This is a genomic window from Streptococcus entericus DSM 14446 (genome assembly GCF_000380025.1).
Classification (GTDB): Bacteria; Bacillota; Bacilli; order Lactobacillales; family Streptococcaceae; genus Streptococcus; species Streptococcus entericus.
In genome coordinates, this window is sequence record NZ_KB904170.1 from 1 (window position 1) to 20,227 (window position 20,227).

20 protein-coding genes and 1 pseudogene are annotated in these 20,227 nt (G+C 45.7%); 19 read left to right on the forward strand and 2 right to left on the reverse strand.

Features of this window, described 5'->3' with window-relative positions:
• Positions 1-273: 273 nt before the first annotated feature.
• From A3GW_RS10915 to A3GW_RS0106405, 15 genes and pseudogenes are all read left to right on the forward strand, one after another.
• A pseudogene (locus tag A3GW_RS10915) lies at positions 274-759 on the forward strand (class I SAM-dependent methyltransferase); the annotation flags it as partial.
• Complete coding sequence (locus tag A3GW_RS0106340; RefSeq protein WP_018368461.1) at positions 756-1,439, forward strand: type I 3-dehydroquinate dehydratase; 684 nt, start codon at positions 756-758, stop codon at positions 1,437-1,439. The pseudogene A3GW_RS10915 and the gene A3GW_RS0106340, both read left to right, overlap by 4 nt.
• Before the next feature lie 191 nt (positions 1,440-1,630).
• The gene (gmk, locus tag A3GW_RS0106345; RefSeq protein WP_018368462.1) at positions 1,631-2,245 is read left to right on the forward strand and encodes a guanylate kinase; all 615 of its coding nucleotides are present in this window, start codon (positions 1,631-1,633) and stop codon (positions 2,243-2,245) included.
• A gap of 186 nt (positions 2,246-2,431) precedes the next feature.
• Positions 2,432-2,749 (forward strand): DNA-directed RNA polymerase subunit omega, encoded by a 318-nt coding sequence (gene rpoZ, locus A3GW_RS0106350; RefSeq protein ID WP_018368463.1) that lies wholly within the window; start codon positions 2,432-2,434, stop codon positions 2,747-2,749.
• 36 nt (positions 2,750-2,785) lie between these two features.
• Complete coding sequence (locus A3GW_RS0106355) at positions 2,786-5,170, forward strand: primosomal protein N' (protein ID WP_018368464.1); 2,385 nt, start codon at positions 2,786-2,788, stop codon at positions 5,168-5,170.
• A 269-nt stretch (positions 5,171-5,439) separates the two neighbouring features.
• Positions 5,440-6,372, forward strand: coding sequence for a methionyl-tRNA formyltransferase (gene fmt, locus A3GW_RS0106360; protein ID WP_018368465.1), 933 nt, complete (start codon positions 5,440-5,442; stop codon positions 6,370-6,372).
• A complete protein-coding gene (rsmB, locus tag A3GW_RS0106365) occupies positions 6,365-7,684 on the forward strand; it encodes a 16S rRNA (cytosine(967)-C(5))-methyltransferase RsmB (RefSeq protein WP_018368466.1) in 1,320 nt (439 codons plus the stop codon). Before fmt ends, rsmB begins: the two co-directional genes overlap by 8 nt.
• A 52-nt stretch (positions 7,685-7,736) precedes the next feature.
• Positions 7,737-8,480: a Stp1/IreP family PP2C-type Ser/Thr phosphatase gene (locus tag A3GW_RS0106370; RefSeq protein ID WP_018368467.1), complete on the forward strand. Its 744-nt coding sequence runs from the start codon at positions 7,737-7,739 to the stop codon at positions 8,478-8,480.
• Positions 8,480-10,387, forward strand: coding sequence for a Stk1 family PASTA domain-containing Ser/Thr kinase (gene pknB / locus A3GW_RS0106375; protein ID WP_018368468.1), 1,908 nt, complete (start codon positions 8,480-8,482; stop codon positions 10,385-10,387). The genes A3GW_RS0106370 and pknB overlap by 1 nt, the downstream gene beginning before the upstream one ends.
• A 136-nt stretch (positions 10,388-10,523) precedes the next feature.
• Entirely contained in the window at positions 10,524-11,222 is a 699-nt protein-coding gene (liaF, locus tag A3GW_RS0106380) for a cell wall-active antibiotics response protein LiaF (protein WP_018368469.1), read from the forward strand.
• On the forward strand, positions 11,219-12,229 hold the full coding sequence (locus tag A3GW_RS0106385; RefSeq protein ID WP_018368470.1) for an envelope stress sensor histidine kinase LiaS: 1,011 nt from the start codon (positions 11,219-11,221) through the stop codon (positions 12,227-12,229). The genes liaF and A3GW_RS0106385 overlap by 4 nt, the downstream gene beginning before the upstream one ends.
• Positions 12,213-12,854: a response regulator transcription factor gene (locus A3GW_RS0106390; RefSeq protein ID WP_083907124.1), complete on the forward strand. Its 642-nt coding sequence runs from the start codon at positions 12,213-12,215 to the stop codon at positions 12,852-12,854. Before A3GW_RS0106385 ends, A3GW_RS0106390 begins: the two co-directional genes overlap by 17 nt.
• 129 nt (positions 12,855-12,983) lie before the next feature.
• On the forward strand, positions 12,984-14,384 hold the full coding sequence (locus tag A3GW_RS0106395) for a Cof-type HAD-IIB family hydrolase (RefSeq protein WP_018368472.1): 1,401 nt from the start codon (positions 12,984-12,986) through the stop codon (positions 14,382-14,384).
• Positions 14,384-14,758: a CvfD/Ygs/GSP13 family RNA-binding post-transcriptional regulator gene (locus tag A3GW_RS0106400; protein WP_018368473.1), complete on the forward strand. Its 375-nt coding sequence runs from the start codon at positions 14,384-14,386 to the stop codon at positions 14,756-14,758. The genes A3GW_RS0106395 and A3GW_RS0106400 overlap by 1 nt, the downstream gene beginning before the upstream one ends.
• Positions 14,758-15,447 (forward strand): YjjG family noncanonical pyrimidine nucleotidase, encoded by a 690-nt coding sequence (locus A3GW_RS0106405; RefSeq protein WP_018368474.1) that lies wholly within the window; start codon positions 14,758-14,760, stop codon positions 15,445-15,447. Before A3GW_RS0106400 ends, A3GW_RS0106405 begins: the two co-directional genes overlap by 1 nt.
• Positions 15,448-15,490: 43 nt before the next feature.
• On the opposite strand, the gene A3GW_RS11495 is transcribed toward A3GW_RS0106405, so the two are convergent.
• Positions 15,491-15,667 carry a DUF3042 family protein gene (locus A3GW_RS11495; protein WP_018368475.1) on the reverse strand — a complete coding sequence of 59 codons (177 nt, stop codon included), beginning with the start codon at positions 15,665-15,667 and terminating at the stop codon, positions 15,491-15,493.
• Between the two features lie 83 nt (positions 15,668-15,750).
• On the opposite strand from A3GW_RS11495, the gene A3GW_RS0106415 reads away from it, so the two are divergent.
• Positions 15,751-16,014, forward strand: a complete 264-nt coding sequence (locus tag A3GW_RS0106415; RefSeq protein WP_018368476.1) for a hypothetical protein — start codon at positions 15,751-15,753, stop codon at positions 16,012-16,014.
• Positions 16,004-16,903, forward strand: a complete 900-nt coding sequence (miaA, locus tag A3GW_RS0106420; RefSeq protein WP_018368477.1) for a tRNA (adenosine(37)-N6)-dimethylallyltransferase MiaA — start codon at positions 16,004-16,006, stop codon at positions 16,901-16,903. The genes A3GW_RS0106415 and miaA overlap by 11 nt, the downstream gene beginning before the upstream one ends.
• A 35-nt stretch (positions 16,904-16,938) precedes the next feature.
• Here miaA and A3GW_RS0106425 read toward each other — a convergent pair whose 3' ends face one another.
• Complete coding sequence (locus A3GW_RS0106425) at positions 16,939-17,715, reverse strand: DeoR/GlpR family DNA-binding transcription regulator (RefSeq protein ID WP_018368478.1); 777 nt, start codon at positions 17,713-17,715, stop codon at positions 16,939-16,941.
• Between the two features lie 173 nt (positions 17,716-17,888).
• On the opposite strand from A3GW_RS0106425, the gene A3GW_RS0106430 reads away from it, so the two are divergent.
• Complete coding sequence (locus A3GW_RS0106430; protein WP_018368479.1) at positions 17,889-18,821, forward strand: tagatose-6-phosphate kinase; 933 nt, start codon at positions 17,889-17,891, stop codon at positions 18,819-18,821.
• A 1-nt stretch (position 18,822) separates the two neighbouring features.
• Positions 18,823-19,803: a tagatose-bisphosphate aldolase gene (gene lacD, locus A3GW_RS0106435; protein ID WP_018368480.1), complete on the forward strand. Its 981-nt coding sequence runs from the start codon at positions 18,823-18,825 to the stop codon at positions 19,801-19,803.
• The last annotated feature ends 424 nt before the right edge of the window (positions 19,804-20,227 follow it).

Sequence of the window (20,227 nt, forward strand, 5' to 3'; positions counted from 1 at the left end):
TCAATCCCGAAAACTGCACGCATGATACTACCTCTTTGTCTTGAATGATTCCTTGTTTTAGAGATGTCATTTTCAATACTCGACGTCTAGCGTCCCACATACTTTGATAACATTCTTTCTAAAACAGGTGTCTTGCCAGTTTTTGTTGCGACGTCTAGCGTCAAAAAGCCCCACGACTTAACAAGACACCTCTACTTTATCATCTTGAGAATGAAAAAAGTAGTGAGTACTCTCTCCCGTCGGAGATTTCCTCACTACTAATCTTAGTATGTTTCTGTTGCGGCAGCGATTGGTGGGGCTAGTGAAACGACGTCTGTTGATTTAGCCAAGCGTAGTCGCGAGCTATCGGCAGCTCATTTTACGGCGAATGGCTTAGCACTTAGTCCACACCGCTTTATTGTGATGGATGTTTTTGACTACTGTCGTTATGCTAAGAAAAAAGGGCTGAGCTATGATATGATCATTCTTGACCCGCCGAGTTTTGCTCGAAATAAAAAACAAACCTTTTCAGTAGCTAAAGATTATCATAAATTGATGGCTCAGGCGGTTGAACTTTTAGCAGATGGCGGTCTTATTATTGCTTCGACAAATGCCAGCAACCTAAGTCTCCGCCAGTTCCGCCAGCAGATTCACCAAGGTATGGGGAGACTGGCTTATCGTGAGATCAGCTTTTATCAACTGCCAAGTGATTTTACAGTTAATCCAGTAGATGCTCGTAGCAACTACCTAAAAGTTATCATCATGGAGGTCATCAAGTGAATATTCTTGTGCCGATTATGCCCAAATCCTTTGAAGAAGCAATGGCGCTTGAGCTCAGTCATTATGAGGGAGCAACGCTTATTGAGTGGCGAGCAGATATGTTGCCTCCAGAAGAGATTTTAACAGTTGCTCCAGTTATATTTGAACGATTTTCAGGCTATGAAATGATCTTCAGTTTAGGCCATCAGAAAAAAGATAGCCAGCAATGGTTACCTGATGAGGTGTATGTGGATTTGATTAAGCAAGTCCAAGAGCTCTATCAGCCTGACTATATTGAAGTGCCTTACAAGGAGCGACAAGCTATTTTTGAACAGTTGCTGACCTTTTCAAATCTTATTCTCTCTCATTACGATACTGAAAAAGTTCCTGACAATATCATGGAAATTTATTCAGAACTAACTGCCTTATCACCTCGCGTGGTTAAACTGGTGTTAACTCCACAGACAGAGCAAGATGTGCTCGACATGATGAATTACACTCGAGGCTTTAAATCTCTGCACCCAGACCAGACTTACATGACCATTGCCTCAGGAAAGCTGGGTCAGGTCACGCGTTTTTTTGGTGACTTGTTTGGCAGTGACTGGACAATCGCCACTGTTGGTGAAGAATCATCAAGTCAACTCAGCTTGTCTGATATGAAGCAAATATTGAGTCTTTTAGAAAAACCAGTGGATAGCTAGGCAGGTGAAATATCTCACCTGATAATTTTCTGCAAAATCATGAAAAACTTGAGGATGTCGCACCGGGTGTAGGTACCGCTTTCACCTTACTTAAACCAATGTGGTGAGTCTCTCTGGTGAAAAGAGTAACCTACTTGCCAATTTAGCCTCTATCTGTTAAACTAGAGGGAAGAACATAAAAGGAGCCTATCATGTCTGAACGTGGATTGCTGATTGTCTTTTCTGGTCCATCCGGTGTCGGGAAAGGCACAGTAAGGGAAGCCATTTTTTCAAGCCCAGATAATAAATTTGCCTACTCTGTTTCGATGACGACTCGTCCCCAACGACCTGGGGAGGTAGACGGTGTTGATTATTTCTTCCGCACGCGCGAAGAGTTTGAGGAGCTCATTCGTAACGGTCAAATGTTGGAGTATGCAGAGTACGTCGGTAATTACTACGGCACACCCTTGACCTACGTCAATGAAACCTTGGACAAGGGCATAGACGTTTTCCTCGAAATCGAGGTCCAAGGGGCGCTTCAAGTTCAGAAAAAGGTGCCAGATGGGGTCTTTATCTTTTTGACACCGCCTGATTTAGAAGAATTACAAGACCGTCTGGTCGGTCGAGGGACTGACTCAGAAGACGTTATCGCCCAACGTATCGCACGAGCCAAAGAGGAAATTGCCCTCATGCGAGAATACGATTACGCAGTGGTCAACGATGAAGTTCATCTGGCTGCTGAACGGGTTAAGAAAATTATTGAAGTTGAGCATTTCCGAGTAGAGCGTTGCATCGGTCACTACAATGACATGATCAAGGACATTTAAGTTGTTTTTGCTCATTGCTGGAATTGGTCAAAGGAATACGTCACCTCTCCTAACTAACTGCTGTCTCTAGTAGGCACTTGGTCAAAGTGAGACAACAGCAAAGATACAGAATAAGTGCTAATCGTCGTTTCAAACTTGTTTAGCTCTGCTATTTTTCCGATACTTACAGAAAAGAGATTATGATATATGATGTTAAAACCTTCTATTGACACCTTGCTGGACAAGGTGCCATCAAAATACTCCCTTTGCGTTCTCCAAGCCAAGCGAGCGCACGAACTTGAAGCGGGTGCCAAGCCAACGACTAAAAGTTTCAGCTCTGTCAAATCAACCCTGCGTGCTTTGGAAGAAATTGAAGCGGGTCTCGTGACCATTCACCCAGATCCAGATGCTAAACGGGCAGCTGTGCTGGCGCGTATCGAAGCGGAACGCCTCAAACGTGAAGAGGAAGAGCGTAAAATCAAGGAACAAATCGCAAAAGAAAAAGAAGAAGGAGAAAAAATCTAAGGTTGTCCCCAATCTTAGATTTTTCCGTATCACATCATGCCAAAAATTGCCCAGATTATCGTTGATTTACCACTCAAACAGACCGACCAGCCGTACTCTTACTTGGTTCCTGACGAGCTGGTGGCTCTGATTGCAGTTGGCTCACGGGTTCATGTTCCCTTTGGAGCGACCAACCGTCCCTTGCAAGGCTTTGTGGTTGGTGTTGAAGAAATGGCTGAGCAGGACATGACGTTAAAACCTGTTCTAGCAGTCTTGGATTTAGAGCCTGTCCTCAATCAGGAACAGTTGGATTTGGCTGACGCTTTGCGTCGGACAGTATTCTCTTATAAAATCAGCCTGCTTAAAGCCATGCTGCCCAGCCTGCTCAATTCAGCCTATGACAAGGTGGTCAAGCTTACCTCGATTGATCTTGTTTCAGACCTTTTCCCAACTGGGAAAAAAGAGATGAGGCTGGCAGAGTTGACTGCTGACCAGCAGGTTCAGGTCAAGGACCTGGTTAAGACTGGTCAAGCTGAAGTTGTCTATCTGGCAACAGATAAAAAGCAGGTCAAAACGGTCCGATACTATCAGGTCAATCTTGACCAGCTCGACCGCTCAGCTATTGCTCCAAGAGCAAAAAAACGCTTGGAGCTAGCTGAGTTTCTAACTAAACACCCAGATGACGGTAAGGTCAGTGACCTCAATAAGACCTTCTCGCCTGCAGTGGTCAACTGGTTTATAGAACAAGGGGTGTTACTAGTGACCGAGCGCGAGGAGAGTCGTAGTCAGGCCTATTTTGACGGGGTCAAACAGACCAAGTTTATCCAGCTCAACAGCCAGCAACAAGCGGCAGTTACTGCAGTAACTGCTGCCATCGGTCAAGAGAGCTCACCCTTTTTGCTAGAGGGGGTGACTGGGTCTGGTAAGACCGAGGTCTATCTCCACATCATCGACCAAACCTTGAAGATGGGCAAAACTGCTATTGTCCTTGTGCCTGAAATTGCCCTGACCCCACAGATGACCAGTCGCTTTATCTCACGTTTTGGTCAACAGGTGGCCATCATGCACTCCGGGCTATCGGATGGGGAAAAGTATGACGAATGGCTGAAAATCCGCCGTGGACAGGCTAAGGTCGTCGTCGGTGCCCGCTCTGCTATTTTTGCTCCCTTAGAGAATATTGGAGCCATCATCATCGATGAGGAGCATGAGGCGACCTATAAGCAAGAATCCAACCCTCGCTACCACGCCAGAGACGTGGCGGTGCTACGTGCCAAACACCATAAGGCTGCTCTGGTGCTCGGATCGGCGACACCCGCCATCGAATCGCGGGCTCGTGCCAGCAAAGGGGTTTATCAGCTCTTGACCTTGACCGAGCGTGCTAACCCCTTAGCGGTCATTCCGACAGTGGAGGTCGTTGATTTTAGGGATTATATCGGTCAGCAGGAGATGGGCAATTTTACGCCGCCTTTGGTCGAAAAGATCCGTGACCGCTTGAGCAAGGGTGAGCAGGTGGTGCTTCTCCTCAACCGCAGGGGCTACTCCAGCTTTGTCATGTGTCGGGATTGTTCTTATGTGGATAATTGTGTCAACTGTGACATTTCCCTGACCCTACACATGGCCACTCGCACCATGAACTGCCACTACTGTGGCTTTACCAAGGGTATTCCTAGAACCTGTCCGAACTGTCAGAGTGCCTCCATCTCCTACTACGGGACAGGCACGCAAAAGGCTGCTGATGAGCTGGAACAGCTCTTTCCAGAAGCCAAAATCCTCAGGATGGATGTGGACACAACCAAGAAAAAAGGTAGTCACCAGAAACTGTTAGAAGCGTTTGGCAATGGCAAAGCAGACATTTTATTGGGGACCCAGATGATTGCTAAGGGACTGGATTTCCCAAATGTGACCTTGGTCGGGGTCTTAAATGCAGATACCTCGCTCAACCTGCCTGATTTCAGGGCATCCGAGCGCACCTTTCAGCTCTTGACCCAGGTAGCTGGTCGGGCTGGTCGGGCGGACAAGGCTGGGGAGGTCATCATCCAGACCTACAACCCCAATCACTATGCCATTACCTTTGCTAAACATCACGATTACGAAGGATTTTACCGTTACGAGATGGGTATCCGACGGGCGCTGGGCTACCCACCCTATTTTTACACCGTTGCCCTGACCATTTCCCACAAGGACGAGCAGGCAGCCATTAAGGCCAGCTATGCTTTTCTGGACCTGCTCAAAACTCACCTGTCTGATCAGGTGAGGTATCTAGGACCTGTCCCAAAAGCTGTCTCCAGAACCCACAACCTTTACCATTACCAGTTGCTACTGACCTTCAAACAAGAACCCAAGCTCCAAGACGCTCTTAATCAACTCCTTGACTTGACTCAAGACAAGACCAATAAGGATTTGAGGGTGAGCATTGACTATGAACCGCAGAACGTCATGTGAGTATCTCTTGTTATAGTCCTCCACCAGCAGCTCTCTTGCTGATGAGATGATGTTGCGAAGTAGTCTATCAATCGTTATAGATGTTTTGAAAAATTTCAGTAAAGCACTTGTGGCACTACAATTCAGTCGTCAGAGTGCTTTTCTTGAGTGCTTACCGTGTCAGCAAACCAACTGGCGAGGGTTTCCTTGTCAAATATGGTATAATAGTAGAGACAAGGCGGCCTTGCAAGGGCCGGTAGGATTACCATTAGAAATAGAAAAGAGAAGAGATGACTAAACTGATTTTTATGGGGACACCCGCCTTTTCCGCGACTGTTCTCCAAGGCTTGCTCAACGACGACCGCTACGAGATTATGGCTGTAGTGACCCAGCCTGACCGTGCCGTCGGGCGTAAGAAAACCTTGACCATGACACCGGTTAAGGAGCTGGCTCTTGCCAACGAGCTCCCTGTCTACCAGCCTGAGAAACTCTCTGGCAGTCAGGAGCTAGAAGACCTGATTGCCCTGGGCGCAGACGGCATCATCACGGCAGCCTTTGGGCAGTTTTTGCCTGAACGCCTGCTCAAGTCCATGAGTTTTGCCCTCAATGTTCATGCCTCCCTTTTGCCCAAATACCGCGGCGGGGCGCCTATCCACTACGCCCTCATCAACGGTGACGAGGAGGTCGGCGTGACCATTATGGAGATGGTCAAGGAGATGGATGCTGGGGATATGGTCGCCAAGCGCGCGACCCCGATTTTGGAGAGTGACAACGTCGGCACGCTTTTTGGAAAAATGGCAGAGCTGGGACGTGATTTACTACTGGATTGCCTGCCCAAGTATCTGGCAGGTGAGATTACCCCAGAACCCCAAGACCCAAGCCAAGTCACCTTTTCTCCCAACATTCAACCAGAGGAGGAAGTTATCGACTGGCAGCTGACCAACCGTCAGGTCTTCAATAAGGTCAGAGGGCTTAATCCCTTCCCAGTTGCCCATACCTTCCTAGCTGGGGAACGGTTCAAACTCTATGAGGTTGCCACAGTAGACGGTCAAGGAAAACCTGGTCAAATCATCGCAAAAACCAAGAAAGACCTGATTGTGGCGGCAGGAACTGGTGCTGTTCGCCTCCTGAGTGTTCAGCCTGCTGGCAAGCCAAAAATGTCGATTGCAGACTTTCTCAATGGGGCTGGGCGTGACTTGCAGGTAGGTGACTACTTTGGCTAAGCAGACAGATACCGCAAGGGGACTTGCCCTGCAGATTCTCGAGGAAATCTTTGACCAAGAGGCTTACAGCAACCTTGCCCTCAACCAGCATCTGACCAAGGCCTCGCTCTCTCCAGCTGATAAGGGCTTGGTCACCGAGCTGGTTTACGGCACCGTCGCTCGTAAAATCACACTGGAATGGTACTTGGCCCACTACATCGCCGACCGAGACAAGCTAGACAGCTGGGTCTACTACCTGCTCATGACCAGCCTTTACCAAATCCTTTATTTAGATAAAATTCCAGACCATGCGGTGGTTAATGCTGCGGTTGACCTTGCTAAGGCGCGGGGCAAACACTCAGGGGCAGACAAGCTGGTCAATGCGGTTCTGCGCCGTTTCTTGCGTGAAGAGCGCCCAAACCCTGCTCAGATCAAGCGGGTCAATAAGCGCTATGCTGTGCAATATAGTCTCCCTGTCTGGCTGGTCAAAAAGCTGATAGACCAGTTTGGTGAGGAGCGCGCCGTAGCCATCATGGCAAGCCTCTACGTCCGTAACAAGGCCAGTATCCGAGTGACAGATCCTAATCAGTTGGAGCGGATTAAGGCTGAAACAGGGGCTGACCAGTCGCTCCTGTCACCTGTCGGCTTGACCAAGCCTAGCGGGCATTTTGCTGGGACGGCTGATTTTGCTAAAGGCTTAGTGACTATTCAGGACGAGACCAGCCAGCTGGTTGCGCCGACCTTAAACCTGCAAGGGGAGGAGCAGGTCCTGGATGCTTGTGCAGCTCCAGGTGGCAAGACGGTTCACATCGCCAGCTATTTAACCACAGGTCAGGTGACAGCTCTGGACCTCTATGACCACAAACTGGACTTGATTGCGGAGAATGCTGAGCGTCTCGGAGTGGCTGACCGTGTCAAGCTACTCAAACTGGATGCCAGTCAGGTGCACCGCTATTTTCCCAAAGACCACTTTGATAAAATCTTGGTGGATGCGCCTTGTTCAGGGATTGGGCTCATGCGTCGCAAGCCAGACCTCAAATACCGCAAGGAAGCAGGGGATTTCATGGCCCTTAAGACCATTCAGCTAGAGATTCTAGCTAGTGTTTGTCAAACCCTACGGGTTGGTGGTATAATGACCTATAGTACTTGCACGATTGTGGCGGAGGAAAATCAGCAGGTGATCGTAGCCTTTTTGGCCAGCCATCCCAATTTTGAACAGGTGCCTCTCAGCCACGAGCAGGAGAGCATCGTCTCAGAGGGCTGCTTAGTCATTACCCCTGAGCAGTTTGGGACAGATGGTTTCTTTATTGCCCAGTTGCGTCGCCGTTATTAAGGGCCAGATAGTGCTGGTACTTCTCGTATCTGAACGAAAGGAAAGATGACAAATGAAAATAGCTTTAAAAACGGACATTGGTCAAAAACGGTCGAACAACCAAGACTATGTCAACAAGTTTGTAAACAAAGGTGGGCAGACTTTAATTGTTTTAGCTGATGGTATGGGTGGTCACAAGGCTGGTCACATTGCTAGTCAGGTGACTGTGACAGATTTGGGGCGTGCCTGGGTTAGTACAGAGTTTACAGAGGGCGACTGGGAGCCTATTCGTTCTTGGCTTTTAGAGACCATCCAAGTTGAAAATCAAAAGATTTTTGAGATGGGGCAAACGGAAGACTACCAAGGCATGGGGACAACCATCGAAGCCTTAGCTCTGGTCGGCAATTATGCCATTTTTGCCCATGTTGGTGACTCTCGTGTTGGCTTAGTCCGAGAAGGTATTTACCATCAGCTGACGAGTGACCATTCCTTGGTTAATGCGCTCGTTAAGGCAGGTCAGCTCACTGCTGAGGAAGCACAGACTCACCCTCAACGCAATATCATTACGCAATCTGTTGGTCAATCGCAGCCATTAGACATTGATTTAGCCATTCAAGAACTGTTCCCAGGCGATTATCTTTTGGTCAATAGTGATGGGCTGACAAACCTTGTTTCTAACGAGGTCATTACCCGTATTATCACAGATGAGTTGAGCCTTGAAGGCAAAGCGGAATTGCTGGTTAATGAAGCTAATTTTGCAGGAGGCTTGGATAATATCACGGTTGCCCTGGTTCAAGTCGGAGGGGAGGTGGCCTGATGCTTGCTACAGGAAAACTATTTGCAGGTCGTTACCGCATTGTTAAATCAATCGGACGAGGCGGCATGGCGGATGTTTATCTCGGACGTGACCTGATTTTAGATGACGAGGAAGTCGCTATCAAAATCCTCCGAACCAACTACCAGACGGACCAAGTCGCTGTTGCACGTTTTCAACGTGAGGCTAGAGCTATGGCTGAACTCAATCATCCCAATATTGTTGGTATCCGTGACATTGGTGAAGACGAAGGACAGCAATTCATTGTCATGGAATACATTGATGGTTGGGACTTGAAAAAATATATCCAAGAAAAAGGTCCTCTCACTAGTGAGGAAGCTAGTCGCATCATGACAGAAGTCTTGTCTGCCATGACCCTAGCGCATCAGCAAGGCATTGTTCACCGAGATTTAAAACCACAAAATGTCCTACTGACCAAATCAGGTCGTGCTAAGGTAACGGATTTTGGGATAGCTGTTGCTTTTGCAGAAACCAGCCTGACACAGACCAATTCGATGCTGGGATCGGTTCATTACCTCTCGCCAGAGCAGGCGCGTGGGTCAAAAGCGACTGTACAGAGTGATATCTACGCTATGGGGATCATGCTTTATGAGATGCTGACAGGTCACATTCCATTTGACGGAGATAGTGCGGTGACCATTGCGCTTCAGCATTTTCAAAAGCCACTACCGTCTATTTTAGCTGAAAATCCTCAGGTTCCTCAATCCTTGGAAAATATCGTGATTCGAGCGACAGCCAAAAAACTGACTGACCGCTATATCTCAACCTTCCAAATGAGTCGTGACCTTGCTACAGCCCTTTATCCTAGTCGTCGCAACGAACGGCGACTGAGCTTTGAAGAGACAACGGTAACAAAACCTCTGCCGAAGGTTGAACCAACGCCAGTGCCACCGCCTCGTCAGCAAACCCGTGTTAGCCAGACGACGCAAACCATTCCAGGTCGGTCACCACGCGTGGAGCAGACCAGTAGTTATAAACCCGTTGAGGAAAAGGCAGCGCACACCACTAAACGACCTAAACCATCGCTCTTTTCAACGCTTGCTAAAATTCTAGTTGCACTGATGTTTCTTGTGATGACAGGTTTTGCTTATTTAGTATTGAGCAGTCCTGCAACAATTAAAGTCCCAGAACTTATCGGTGTGACCCAAGAACAAGCCGCCCAGAGGTTAACTGATGAAGGTCTTGCCCTAGGTCAGGTGGTCGAGGTTGAAAGCGAAACGGTTGAAAAAGGTCATGTGGTTAAAACAGATCCTGTCGCAGGCACCAACCGCAAAAAAGGTGCCAAGGTCAACCTCTATGTTTCTGCAGGACGGCTGAGCTTTGAAATGCCAGATTATGTTGGGGAGACGTACGAGAGTGTTGCTTCTCGTTTGCTGTCAGATTATGGGATAACATCTGAACAAATTGTTGTGAAGAATGTGAAGACGACAGAGGAAGAAGCAGGGACGATTCTCAGTCAGAGTCCAAAAGCAGGTTCAACCTACACCATTGGTAAGTCAGGTAAGATAACCTTTGAAGTGGCTGTAAGTAGCTATATCACCATGCCTAATCTCATCGGCACAACGCAGGAGCAGGCGACGGCTCTACTGAAGAATCTAGGGGTCAACTCCTCTAAGATTAAATATTACACGCTGGCTGGCTTAGAAGTTAAAACTCCAGTGGCAGGACGATTAGTTGCTGGTCAGACACCTTACTCAGGGGAACTGTTTAATTTATCAGAAGCGGGCTATATCGAGCTTTATTTGGAAGATGACCCAGCAGAAGCTAGCAGTTCATCAATCTCGTCATCAAGTGAAGCTTATGTGCCCTCATCGACAACTGGTGACACAAGTACATCGTCAACTTCTGAAACTGGAACGACAACATCAACTCAAACGGAAGGCAGTTAATGCTAACGTTAGTTTGAATAGAAGAGGGAGTTATCAAACCTGAACGGTTTATGATTTCCCTCTTTTTTTGCGGATAAGTTGTTTTATTTCTGCAAAAATGCCTGATTTCTGGTAAAATGCAAGAAAGGAGAGAGACATGAAAAAATTTCAATTCTTTTTACTGGTCGAAGCGGTTCTCCTAGCCTTGGCGCTGATGACCATTTTATCCGAGAGCCTCTACAGTTTTTTGTTAATTTTAGTCGTTGTCTTGTTGGCACTTCGCTTTTATAACCAAGGCAATCAAAGTAATTTTCTCTTGACCGCGGGCTTATTATTACTATTCTTAATCTTTATGCTGAATCCTTTCGTGATTGCAGCTGTGGTACTCGGGGTTGTTTATACCATTATCAACTCTTTTTCACAAGTCAAAGAAAAAAATCAGCTTGCTTTAATTGAATTTAAGTCTCAAGACCTGTCAGTAACGCCCAGACCAAATGACTGGGTTGGCTCTAGCGAACCTGTGTTAACGGAAAGTTACGCTTTTGATGATGTGAATATTATTCGTGTGAGCGGTTCAGATACACTGGACTTGTCAAAGGTCATTTTGGCAGGGTGTGATAATGTCATCATCATCCGTAAGGTGTATGGTCCGACAGTCATTCGTGTACCGGTTGATGTGGCTGTCAGCCTCAATGTTAGTGCAGTGTATGGGACAGTGACGTTTTTTGATTTTCCTGAGTATGATTTGCGTAACGAGTCACTGAAACTTGAGGAGGAATCTTATGCCTCGGCTCATCGGTCAGTCAAGATAATGGTTAATCTTATTGCGGGTCAAGTTGAGGTGGTTCGACGATGAAAAAACAAACCATTTTAGTCATGTTTTTGTATGCGGTCGTCATCATCTCAGCAGTTGCCTATATCATTATGACCAGCTTTGGCTTGGGTCTTCCGGACTTGACTGCCAATCCTTTTGGGGTATGGCGTCTCTTGTTTGCGATTGTCTCTTTGAGTCTCTCCTTAACCTTGCTATTTTTGATGGTCTGGTATTGGTCAGATGAAGTGGCAAAACGCCACCTCAATAAAAACCTCAAGCGAATGTTGGCTAATCAAACCATCTCCAAACAGCCAAATACAGAGCTGGGAACAAATATCACACGATTGTCTAACAAAATCCAGCAGTTGACAGCTAGTCTGCAAAAAACAGAAAATGCCTACATTCACAATGGTCAAGAGATTGTCCAGCGTGAGCGAAAGCGTATCGCGCGCGACCTGCACGATACGGTCAGTCAGGAGCTGTTTGCAGCAACGATGATTGTATCTGGGTTATCTCAGGTAGTGGGAGATTTAGATATAGAGCAAATCAAACACCAGTTGGTTACGGTGGAAGATATTTTGCAAAATGCTCAAAAAGATTTAAGGATTTTACTTTTGCATCTGCGTCCGACGGAGTTGGAAGGCAAAACCTTGTCAGAAGGCTTTGCCATGATTTTGACAGAGTTAAGGGACAAAAGCGATATGGCGATTAGCTATCATGAGGATATCCAGGGCCTGCCTAAAGTGATTGAAGAACAGCTTTTCCGTATTGCTCAAGAATTTATCAGCAACACCCTCAAACATGCTAAGGCCAGTCAGCTAGATGTTTATCTCAAGCAGACAGTTAACGAAGTCCAGTTAAAAATGATTGACAACGGCGTTGGTTTTGATGTTGATGAAGCGAGGAGTTTGAGCTACGGTTTGAAAAATATCGAAGACCGTATTGAGGATTTGGCTGGCAGTGTACAACTCATAAGCGCCAAAGGCAAGGGAGTATCTATGGATATTCGCGTCCCTATTTTGGAGGAAAACGATGATGAACAAGATTAAAGTGATCTTAGTAGATGACCACGAGATGGTGCGCCTGGGACTTAGCAGTTTTTTAAACATGCAGGCTGATATTGATGTTATTGGGGAAGCTGATAATGGCAGAGCTGGTGTTGAGATGGCGTTAGAGTTGCGACCTGATGTCGTGGTGATGGATTTGGTTATGCCTGAGATGGATGGCGTTGAAGCCACGTTGACACTTCTCAAGAGCTGGTCTGATGTCAACATTTTGGTGTTGACCTCTTATCTGGATAATGAAAAAATTTACCCTGTTATTCAAGCAGGCGCAAAAGGCTACATGCTAAAAACCTCCAGCGCTGCAGAAATTCTCCACGCGATTCGAAAAGTGGCCAAAGGGGAGCTAGCTATCCAAACTGAAGTTGATCGTAAATTCCGATACCACAAAAACACGCCTGCGCCTCATGATGAGTTGACCGCCCGTGAGCGTGAAGTTCTGGGATTGCTAGCCAAAGGTTATGACAATCAGACCATCGCTGATGTGTCCTTCATCTCCCTCAAAACAGTGAAAACCCATGTGTCTAACATTTTAGCTAAGTTAGGCGTATCAGACCGTACGCAAGCAGTTGTCTATGCATTTCAGCATAATTTGGTGGAAAAAGATAACTAGCTTAGTGCTTACCACCAAGCTAGTTGCTGATGAAAAAAATAAAACAAATCAACTGGTCGTTCTTTTGGAACGACTGGTTTTTAGCTTTATGGTATAATAGAGAGAAATTGTTAAAAGTGAGGAAATGAGATGCAGGCAAAATTACGTTATAAAGCCAAAAAAATCAAGGCTGTTTTCTTTGATATCGATGATACCTTACGTGTCAAGGCGACCAGCTACATGCCAGAAACCATCAGCTATGTCTTCGACCAACTACGAGCGAAAGGGATTGTGACAGGCATTGCTTCTGGTCGAGCGATTTACGGTGTCGTGCCAGAAATTCGAGCACTCAATCCTGACTATTTTGTTACCATCAATGGGTCATACGTTGAGGACAAAAAAGGTAAGGAATTGTTTTCAGAGCCAATTCCACAGGAGCTGGTTGAGCAGTTTGTTGCTTGGTGTGATGAAGTTGGGATTGATTACGGTTTTGTAGGTAGCCAAAAGGCTGTCGTCTCTAAACGCACCGCTATTGTTGAACTTGCCCTTGATCCAGTCTATGGGGAACTAGCCGTTGAGCCAGACTTTCACAAAGACCATGCGGTTTACCAGATGTGGACGATTGAGGAAATCGGTGACGACCTGCAACTACCAGAAGCTCTAGCCAAAGACCTTCGTTTGGTGCGTTGGCATAAGAACTCATCCGATGTCGTTTTGACCCATGTTAGCAAGGCCCTCGGGGTAGAACAAGTTGCCAAAGCCCTCGACCTCAAGCCTGAAAATATTTTAGTCTTTGGCGATGAGAGAAATGACTTGGAAGTTTTTGATTATGCAGGTCTGTCAGTCGCTATGGGTGGTGCGATTGAAGCCATTAAAGAAAAAGCCGATTTGGTGACTGATTCTGTTGAAGAAGACGGCATTTACAAGGCATTAGTAAAACTGGGTCTGATTGATGAAAAATTAACCCTGCCTCAGCTACATTTGGACCAACATCAAGGACCAATCGTCACCTTCCATACCAACCAAGGGGACATGACCCTCAAGCTTTTCCCAGAGCAAGCGCCAAAAACGGTGGCCAACCTCATTGCCCTTGCTAAGTCAGGTTACTATGACGGTGTGATTTTCCACCGTATTATCAAGCAATTTATGATTCAAGGCGGTGACCCAACAGGCACCGGTATGGGTGGCGAGTCTATCTACGGTGATCGCTTTGAGGACGAGTTCTCTGCGGAGCTCTACCACATTCGAGGAGCTCTGTCTATGGCTAACGCCGGTCCAAATACCAATGGTAGCCAGTTCTTCATTGTGCAAAATAGCAAGTTAGCCTTTAGCAAAAAGGAGTTGACCCGAGGTGGGTGGCCAGAAGCCATTGCAGAGGTTTATGCAAAGGAAGGCGGCACCCCGCATTTGGATCGTCGCCATACCGTTTTCGGGCAAATTGCTGACGCTACTTCCTTTGAGGTGCTAGACAAGATTGCTGCTCTTGAAACGGATTATGCTGACCGACCTTTGGAAGACGTTGTCATTGAGCATGTTGAGGTGATTGACTGATGAAAGTTGGCGATACCTTAACAGGCACGGTAATTGGCATCAAGCCTTACGGTATTTTTGTTGAACTTCCAAATGATCTGGTTGGTCTGGTTCATATTTCGGAACTAAAGTCAGGATATGTTGATAACATTTATCAGCAAGTCGCGATAGGTCAAGAAGTGACCGTACAGATTATCGACATTGATGAGTACAGTAAAAAAGTAAGCTTTTCTATGCGAAGTCTCGCTTCAAAAGGTCAGCCTTTAGCGAATTATCATCGTTTTTCCCGTCATCGTTATCGAACAGGTTTTGACCCCTTACGTGATCAACTCCCTAAATGGATTGCGGAAGGGATAAAGCGGCTAACTGAGCAGCAAAAGGGACAGGAAAGCTAATGCCTTATACAAATTTATTCTTCGACCTGGACCATACGTTACTGGATTTTGATGCGGCAGAAGAGGTGGCCTTGCACCTTTTGCTGAGAGATTTTAATGTTGTTGACTTACCTGCCTATCACGCTGCCTATCAGACCATTAATCGTCAACTTTGGCGAGACTTGGAAGCTGGTAAAGTCAGCAAGCAGGAGTTAATCGACAGTCGATTTGCTCGCTTGTTTGCCCATTTTGGGCAGGCTGTAGATGGGCGACAACTGGCCAACATCTACGAAACTTATCTTAGCCAGCAAGGTCAAACCTACCCTGGCGCAGAAGCTCTGCTATTGACCTTAAAAGCCAAAGGCTACAAACTCTATGCCGCGACCAATGGCGTCGCTACTATCCAAGAGGGGCGACTCAATTGCTCTGGGTTAGTTGGCTACTTTGAGGCGGTTTTTATCTCCGAGCAAGTCGGTTTTCCGAAACCAGATAGGCGCTTTTTTGAGAAAATAGCAGAGCAAGTAGATGGGTTTTCCCTGTCAACGAGCTTGATGATAGGGGATAACCAACTGGCAGATATCAAGGGAGCGCGTGAATTTGGGATGGATACGGTGTTTTATAACCCACACCACCGTGAACTTGATGACGATAGTTGTCCGACTTATACCGTAGCCGATTATGAAGAGTTGTTAAAACTTTTAGAGCACTAAAAAAAAGAGCGTGATGCTCTTTTTTTTACAGGCTGGATAAGCCTTAGCGAGCTGTCCGACGACGAGCTGCTTTTTTACGGTTTTCTTCGATGAATGCTGCTTTTTCCTCTTCAGGATCAATAATGGTTTTTTTGACCGCAAAAACAGCTCCTGCCACAGCAGCTGCTGTGCTGACGATGCCTGTTAGTAAACCTTTTGTAAATGAACCTTTTTTAGCCATAGGTATTCTCCTTTTCTTGTGTTATAATAAGTGTAACGAAAAAACTGTTAAAATTCAAGAAAAAAGTGTGAAAGGAAGGGCAGATGCGACAATTTCAGTCTGAAGACCTAGTTCAGAAGGCTAAGAAAGCTATCATCAAAAGTAGTCCCAAATCTAGTAACAGTTTTGGTCAGATGATGAGGCGGATGGATGACTCTCGCATAAAACAAGGTCTGATACCAGCCTCTGACGATTACCTTGAATTAGCTCGTCCTTTTCTCGATTTTTGGACAGTGGTTGTTCATGGTAAAATGCCCCCAAAGAAAGCACTCCATTCGTTTGAAAGGCAGGTGAATGATGCCAACTAAATTACTTGTTATCGTCGGTCCAACAGCTGTTGGTAAAACAGCTCTAGGCATTCAGCTCGCTCAAGCCCTTGATGGAGAGATTATCTCAGGGGATAGCCAGCAGGTCTATCGTGGTTTGGATATTGGGACCGCTAAGGCCAGTCCAGTAGAGCAAGCGGCAGCAGTCCACCACTTGATTGATGTCCGAGAGGTGACACAGACCTATTCGGCTTATGATTTTGTGACAGAAGCAAGGGCTGCTATAGATGATATTCTTCGTCGTGGCAAATTGCCAATTATTGTAGGAGGAACAGGTCTCTATATTCAGAGCTTGCTAGAGGGCTATCACTTAGGCGGTGACCTGGATCAGGCGGCAGTTCTTACTTATCGCCGATCACTCGAGCAACTATCTGATGAAACTCTCTTTGAAAAAATAGCCGAGCAGAAGCTCACCCTCTCACAGGCCAACAGACGTCGAGCTATCAGAGCACTCGAGTTAGCCAAATTTGGGCAAGATCTAACCAACCAACCAACTGATTACGATGCTTACATCATCGGTTTGACCGATGACCGTGTCATTCTCTATGACCGCATCAACCAACGTGTTGATAAGATGGTAACGCAAGGTCTTTTAGAAGAAGCTAGATGGCTGTATGATCATCACCGTGATGCCCAAGCCAGCCGTGGAATTGGCTACAAGGAATTGTTCCCATATTTTGCGGGAGAGTGTCCCCTAGATGTCGCAATCGATAAACTCAAACAAAACACGCGGCGTTTTGCAAAACGACAGCTAACTTGGTTTCGTAACCGCATGTCTGTCCATTTTTATAACATTAGCCAGGTTAAATCAGATGATATCCTAGCAAATGTCACTCAATTTTTGACAGATACAGCAAAAAACCAAGATTAGGCATCACCTAATCTTGGTTTTTATAAAGATAACAACTAGTCGTCATCTGTTGGAGTTTGAGGTGTCACAATTTCAGTGTAGTTGCTGTACATTTCCTTGACATCATCAGGTAGCCCAGAATCTGATAAAATCTTGTCAAAACGGCTGGTGCTATAGAATGGATAAAAGTCATATTTACCAAACTTTGTGTGATCCGCCAACAGGTATTTGTCAATAGCACTATCGATGGAGAGCTGTTGGGTCTTTCCTTCTGTCTCGCTATAGGTAGAAATCAAGTCCTTATAAATAGCATTAGCACTAACAAAGACCTTAGAGCATTTGATGCTCTTAATGCTCTGATCGGCCAAACTACCGATAAAGGAACCCGTAATATCGCGGTATTTGCCACCAATTAAAATAACATCAATGGTAGGACTGGTCATCAAGATATTAAACACCGGCAAACTGTTTGTAATGATCCGAAGATTACGGTCAAGCACCTTTCTCGCCAAACATTCTAGTGTCGTCCCTGGGCCGAAAAAGATGGTTTCATTGTCTTGGATCAATGGCAGAGCTAAATCGGCGATTTCTTCTTTCTCAGCCATTTGTTGGGTGAGTTTTTCAGTATTAGACTTTTCGTAGTTTTGATTGTTTTCGATGCTCTGAGCCCCACCATGAACGCGAATCAATTTGCCAGCTTTTTCTAATTCATCCAAATCACGGCGAACAGTCATGTCAGAAACATCCAACTCAGCAACAATTTCATGAACGGTAATCAAGCCTCGTTTATTGACCCATTCCAAAATACGTTGTAGACGCTCGTTTTTTAACATGTAGCACCTCTTTCTCTCTTGTTTTCTTTACCTTTAGCATAACACAGACAAACGAAAAAATCAAACCAGAACGCAACCCTCTAAAAACAAACAAAAATAAACAAAAACTATTGACGTTTTCTGAAAACTATTGTAAAATAATAGTGTAAAATTTTTATAGAAAGGAGAACGAGATGATTTTAACCATTACCATGAACCCTTCGGTAGATGTTGCTTATCCCTTAGAGAGACTGGTTCTTGACAAGGTCAATCGAGTCCCTAATGCCCGTAAAACGGCAGGAGGCAAGGGGTTGAATGTCACGCGAGTACTCGCAGAAGTTGGCGACCAGGTTTTGGCTAGTGGTTGCTTGGGCGGACGACTGGGCGATTATATAGAAGATAACTTACCAGAAAATGTTGAGTCAGCTTTCTTTAGAATTGCTGGCGAGACACGGAACTGTGTTGCCATCTTACATGATGACGGTCAACAAACCGAGATATTGGAAGCAGGACCGACCTTATCTGAGCAAGAGGCTCAGGACTTTCTCCGTCACTTTGAACAACTTCTGGATAAGACCGCAGTAGTGGTGCTCTCAGGTAGTCTTCCAGCAGGTTTGCCAACAGACTACTATGTTCGCTTAGTGAACTTGGCACAACAGGCGGGTAGACCAGTTGTCCTAGACTGTTCAGGGGCAAGCCTAGAGGCTGTCTTACGGTCAGAACATAAACCGACAGTCATTAAGCCGAATAACGATGAGTTATCTGATTTGCTAGGCTTCGAAGTGACTAAAGACATTGACCAACTCAAGACTGTTTTGCAGGATGACCTCTTTGCAGGGATTGAGTGGATTGTGGTGTCTCTGGGAGCAGGTGGTGCCTTTGCTAAGCATGGTGACAAGTTCTACCGAGTAACTATCCCCAAAATCGATGTGGTCAATCCTGTCGGTTCGGGCGACTCCACTGTTGCAGGTATTGCGTCAGCTATTTTCCATCAGGAAAGTGACCAAGACTTACTCAAAAAAGCCAATGTCCTGGGCATGCTCAATGCTCAAGAAGAAATGACCGGTCATGTCAATATGGCCAACTATGATAAACTGTATCAACAATTAAAAGTAGAAGAGGTGTAACATGACATTAACAGCAAACAAACGTGCATTTATGGAAAAATTGTCAGATAGCAAGGGCGTCATTTCAGCGCTTGCCTTTGACCAACGCGGAGCTCTCAAAAAAATGATGGCTAAGCATCAAACAGAAGAGCCAACTGTGGCGCAAATTGAAGAACTCAAAAGCTTAGTATCAGAAGAATTGACCAAGTATGCTTCATCTATCTTGCTTGATCCTGAGTACGGCTTGCCAGCGGTTCAAGTCAAAGATGAAAATGCAGGTCTTCTGTTAGCCTATGAAAAGACTGGCTACGATGCCAGCACACCAGGTCGTTTGCCTGACTGTTTGGTGGAATGGTCTGCAAAACGCCTCAAAGAGCAAGGGGCTGATGCTGTAAAATTCCTCCTATACTATGATGTGGATGGTGATGAGTACATCAACTTACAAAAACAAGCCTACATGGAGCGTATCGGTTCTGAGTGTAAGGCAGAGGATATCCCATTCTATCTAGAAATCCTCAGCTACGATGAAACTATCGAAGACAACGCTAGCCCAGAATTTGCTAAAGTCAAGCCTCGTAAAGTGATTGAAGCTATGAAAGTCTTCTCAGACGAGCGTTTTGGCGTGGATGTCTTGAAGGTTGAAGTTCCTGTTAACATGAATTATGTTGAAGGTTTTGCAACTGGCGAAGTAGTTTACACTAAAGAAGAAGCAGCCGAGTTCTTCCGTCAACAAGAAGCAGCAACTGATTTGCCATACATCTACCTGTCAGCAGGTGTTTCCAGCAAACTCTTCCAAGATACTTTAGTTTTTGCCGCTGAAGCAGGCGCTAAATTCAACGGCGTGCTTTGCGGACGTGCGACTTGGGCTGGTTCAGTTGAAGTTTACATTAAAGAAGGTAAAGAAGCAGCTCGCGAGTGGTTGCGCACAGAAGGTTTCAAAAACATTGATGACCTCAACAAGGTATTGGAAACAACTGCAACACCTTGGACAGAAAAAGCCTAAATCCATAAAGACTAAAAATAGGGCAACATGCCCTGTTTTTAGTTTTTTCCAGTACAATAATCATATCTTACACACTTTTCCCAAAAAAGTTTATCAGCTGAAGAAAAAAATAAAATTCGCAAATTCAGCCTTGATTTGCTCAATATCGCCAGGAATGGGCTATTGAAAAGAGAATTTAAGGAAGAAAACTATTTAACCAACATAAAACTGCCGTGAATAAAGGAAGTCATCAAAAAAGAGGCTCAAAAAAATAAAAAAATCCACTTGCCAAAGTTTCTAAGATGTGATAAGATATAACAGTTCTCTTCGGAGAGCATGAGTCTGAGAGAGCGGACGAAAAAAACTTTTAAAAAAGTTTAAAAAAGTAGTTGACAGCTTATCTAAGATTTGATAGAATATAGGAGTTGTCTCTTAGGAGATGACG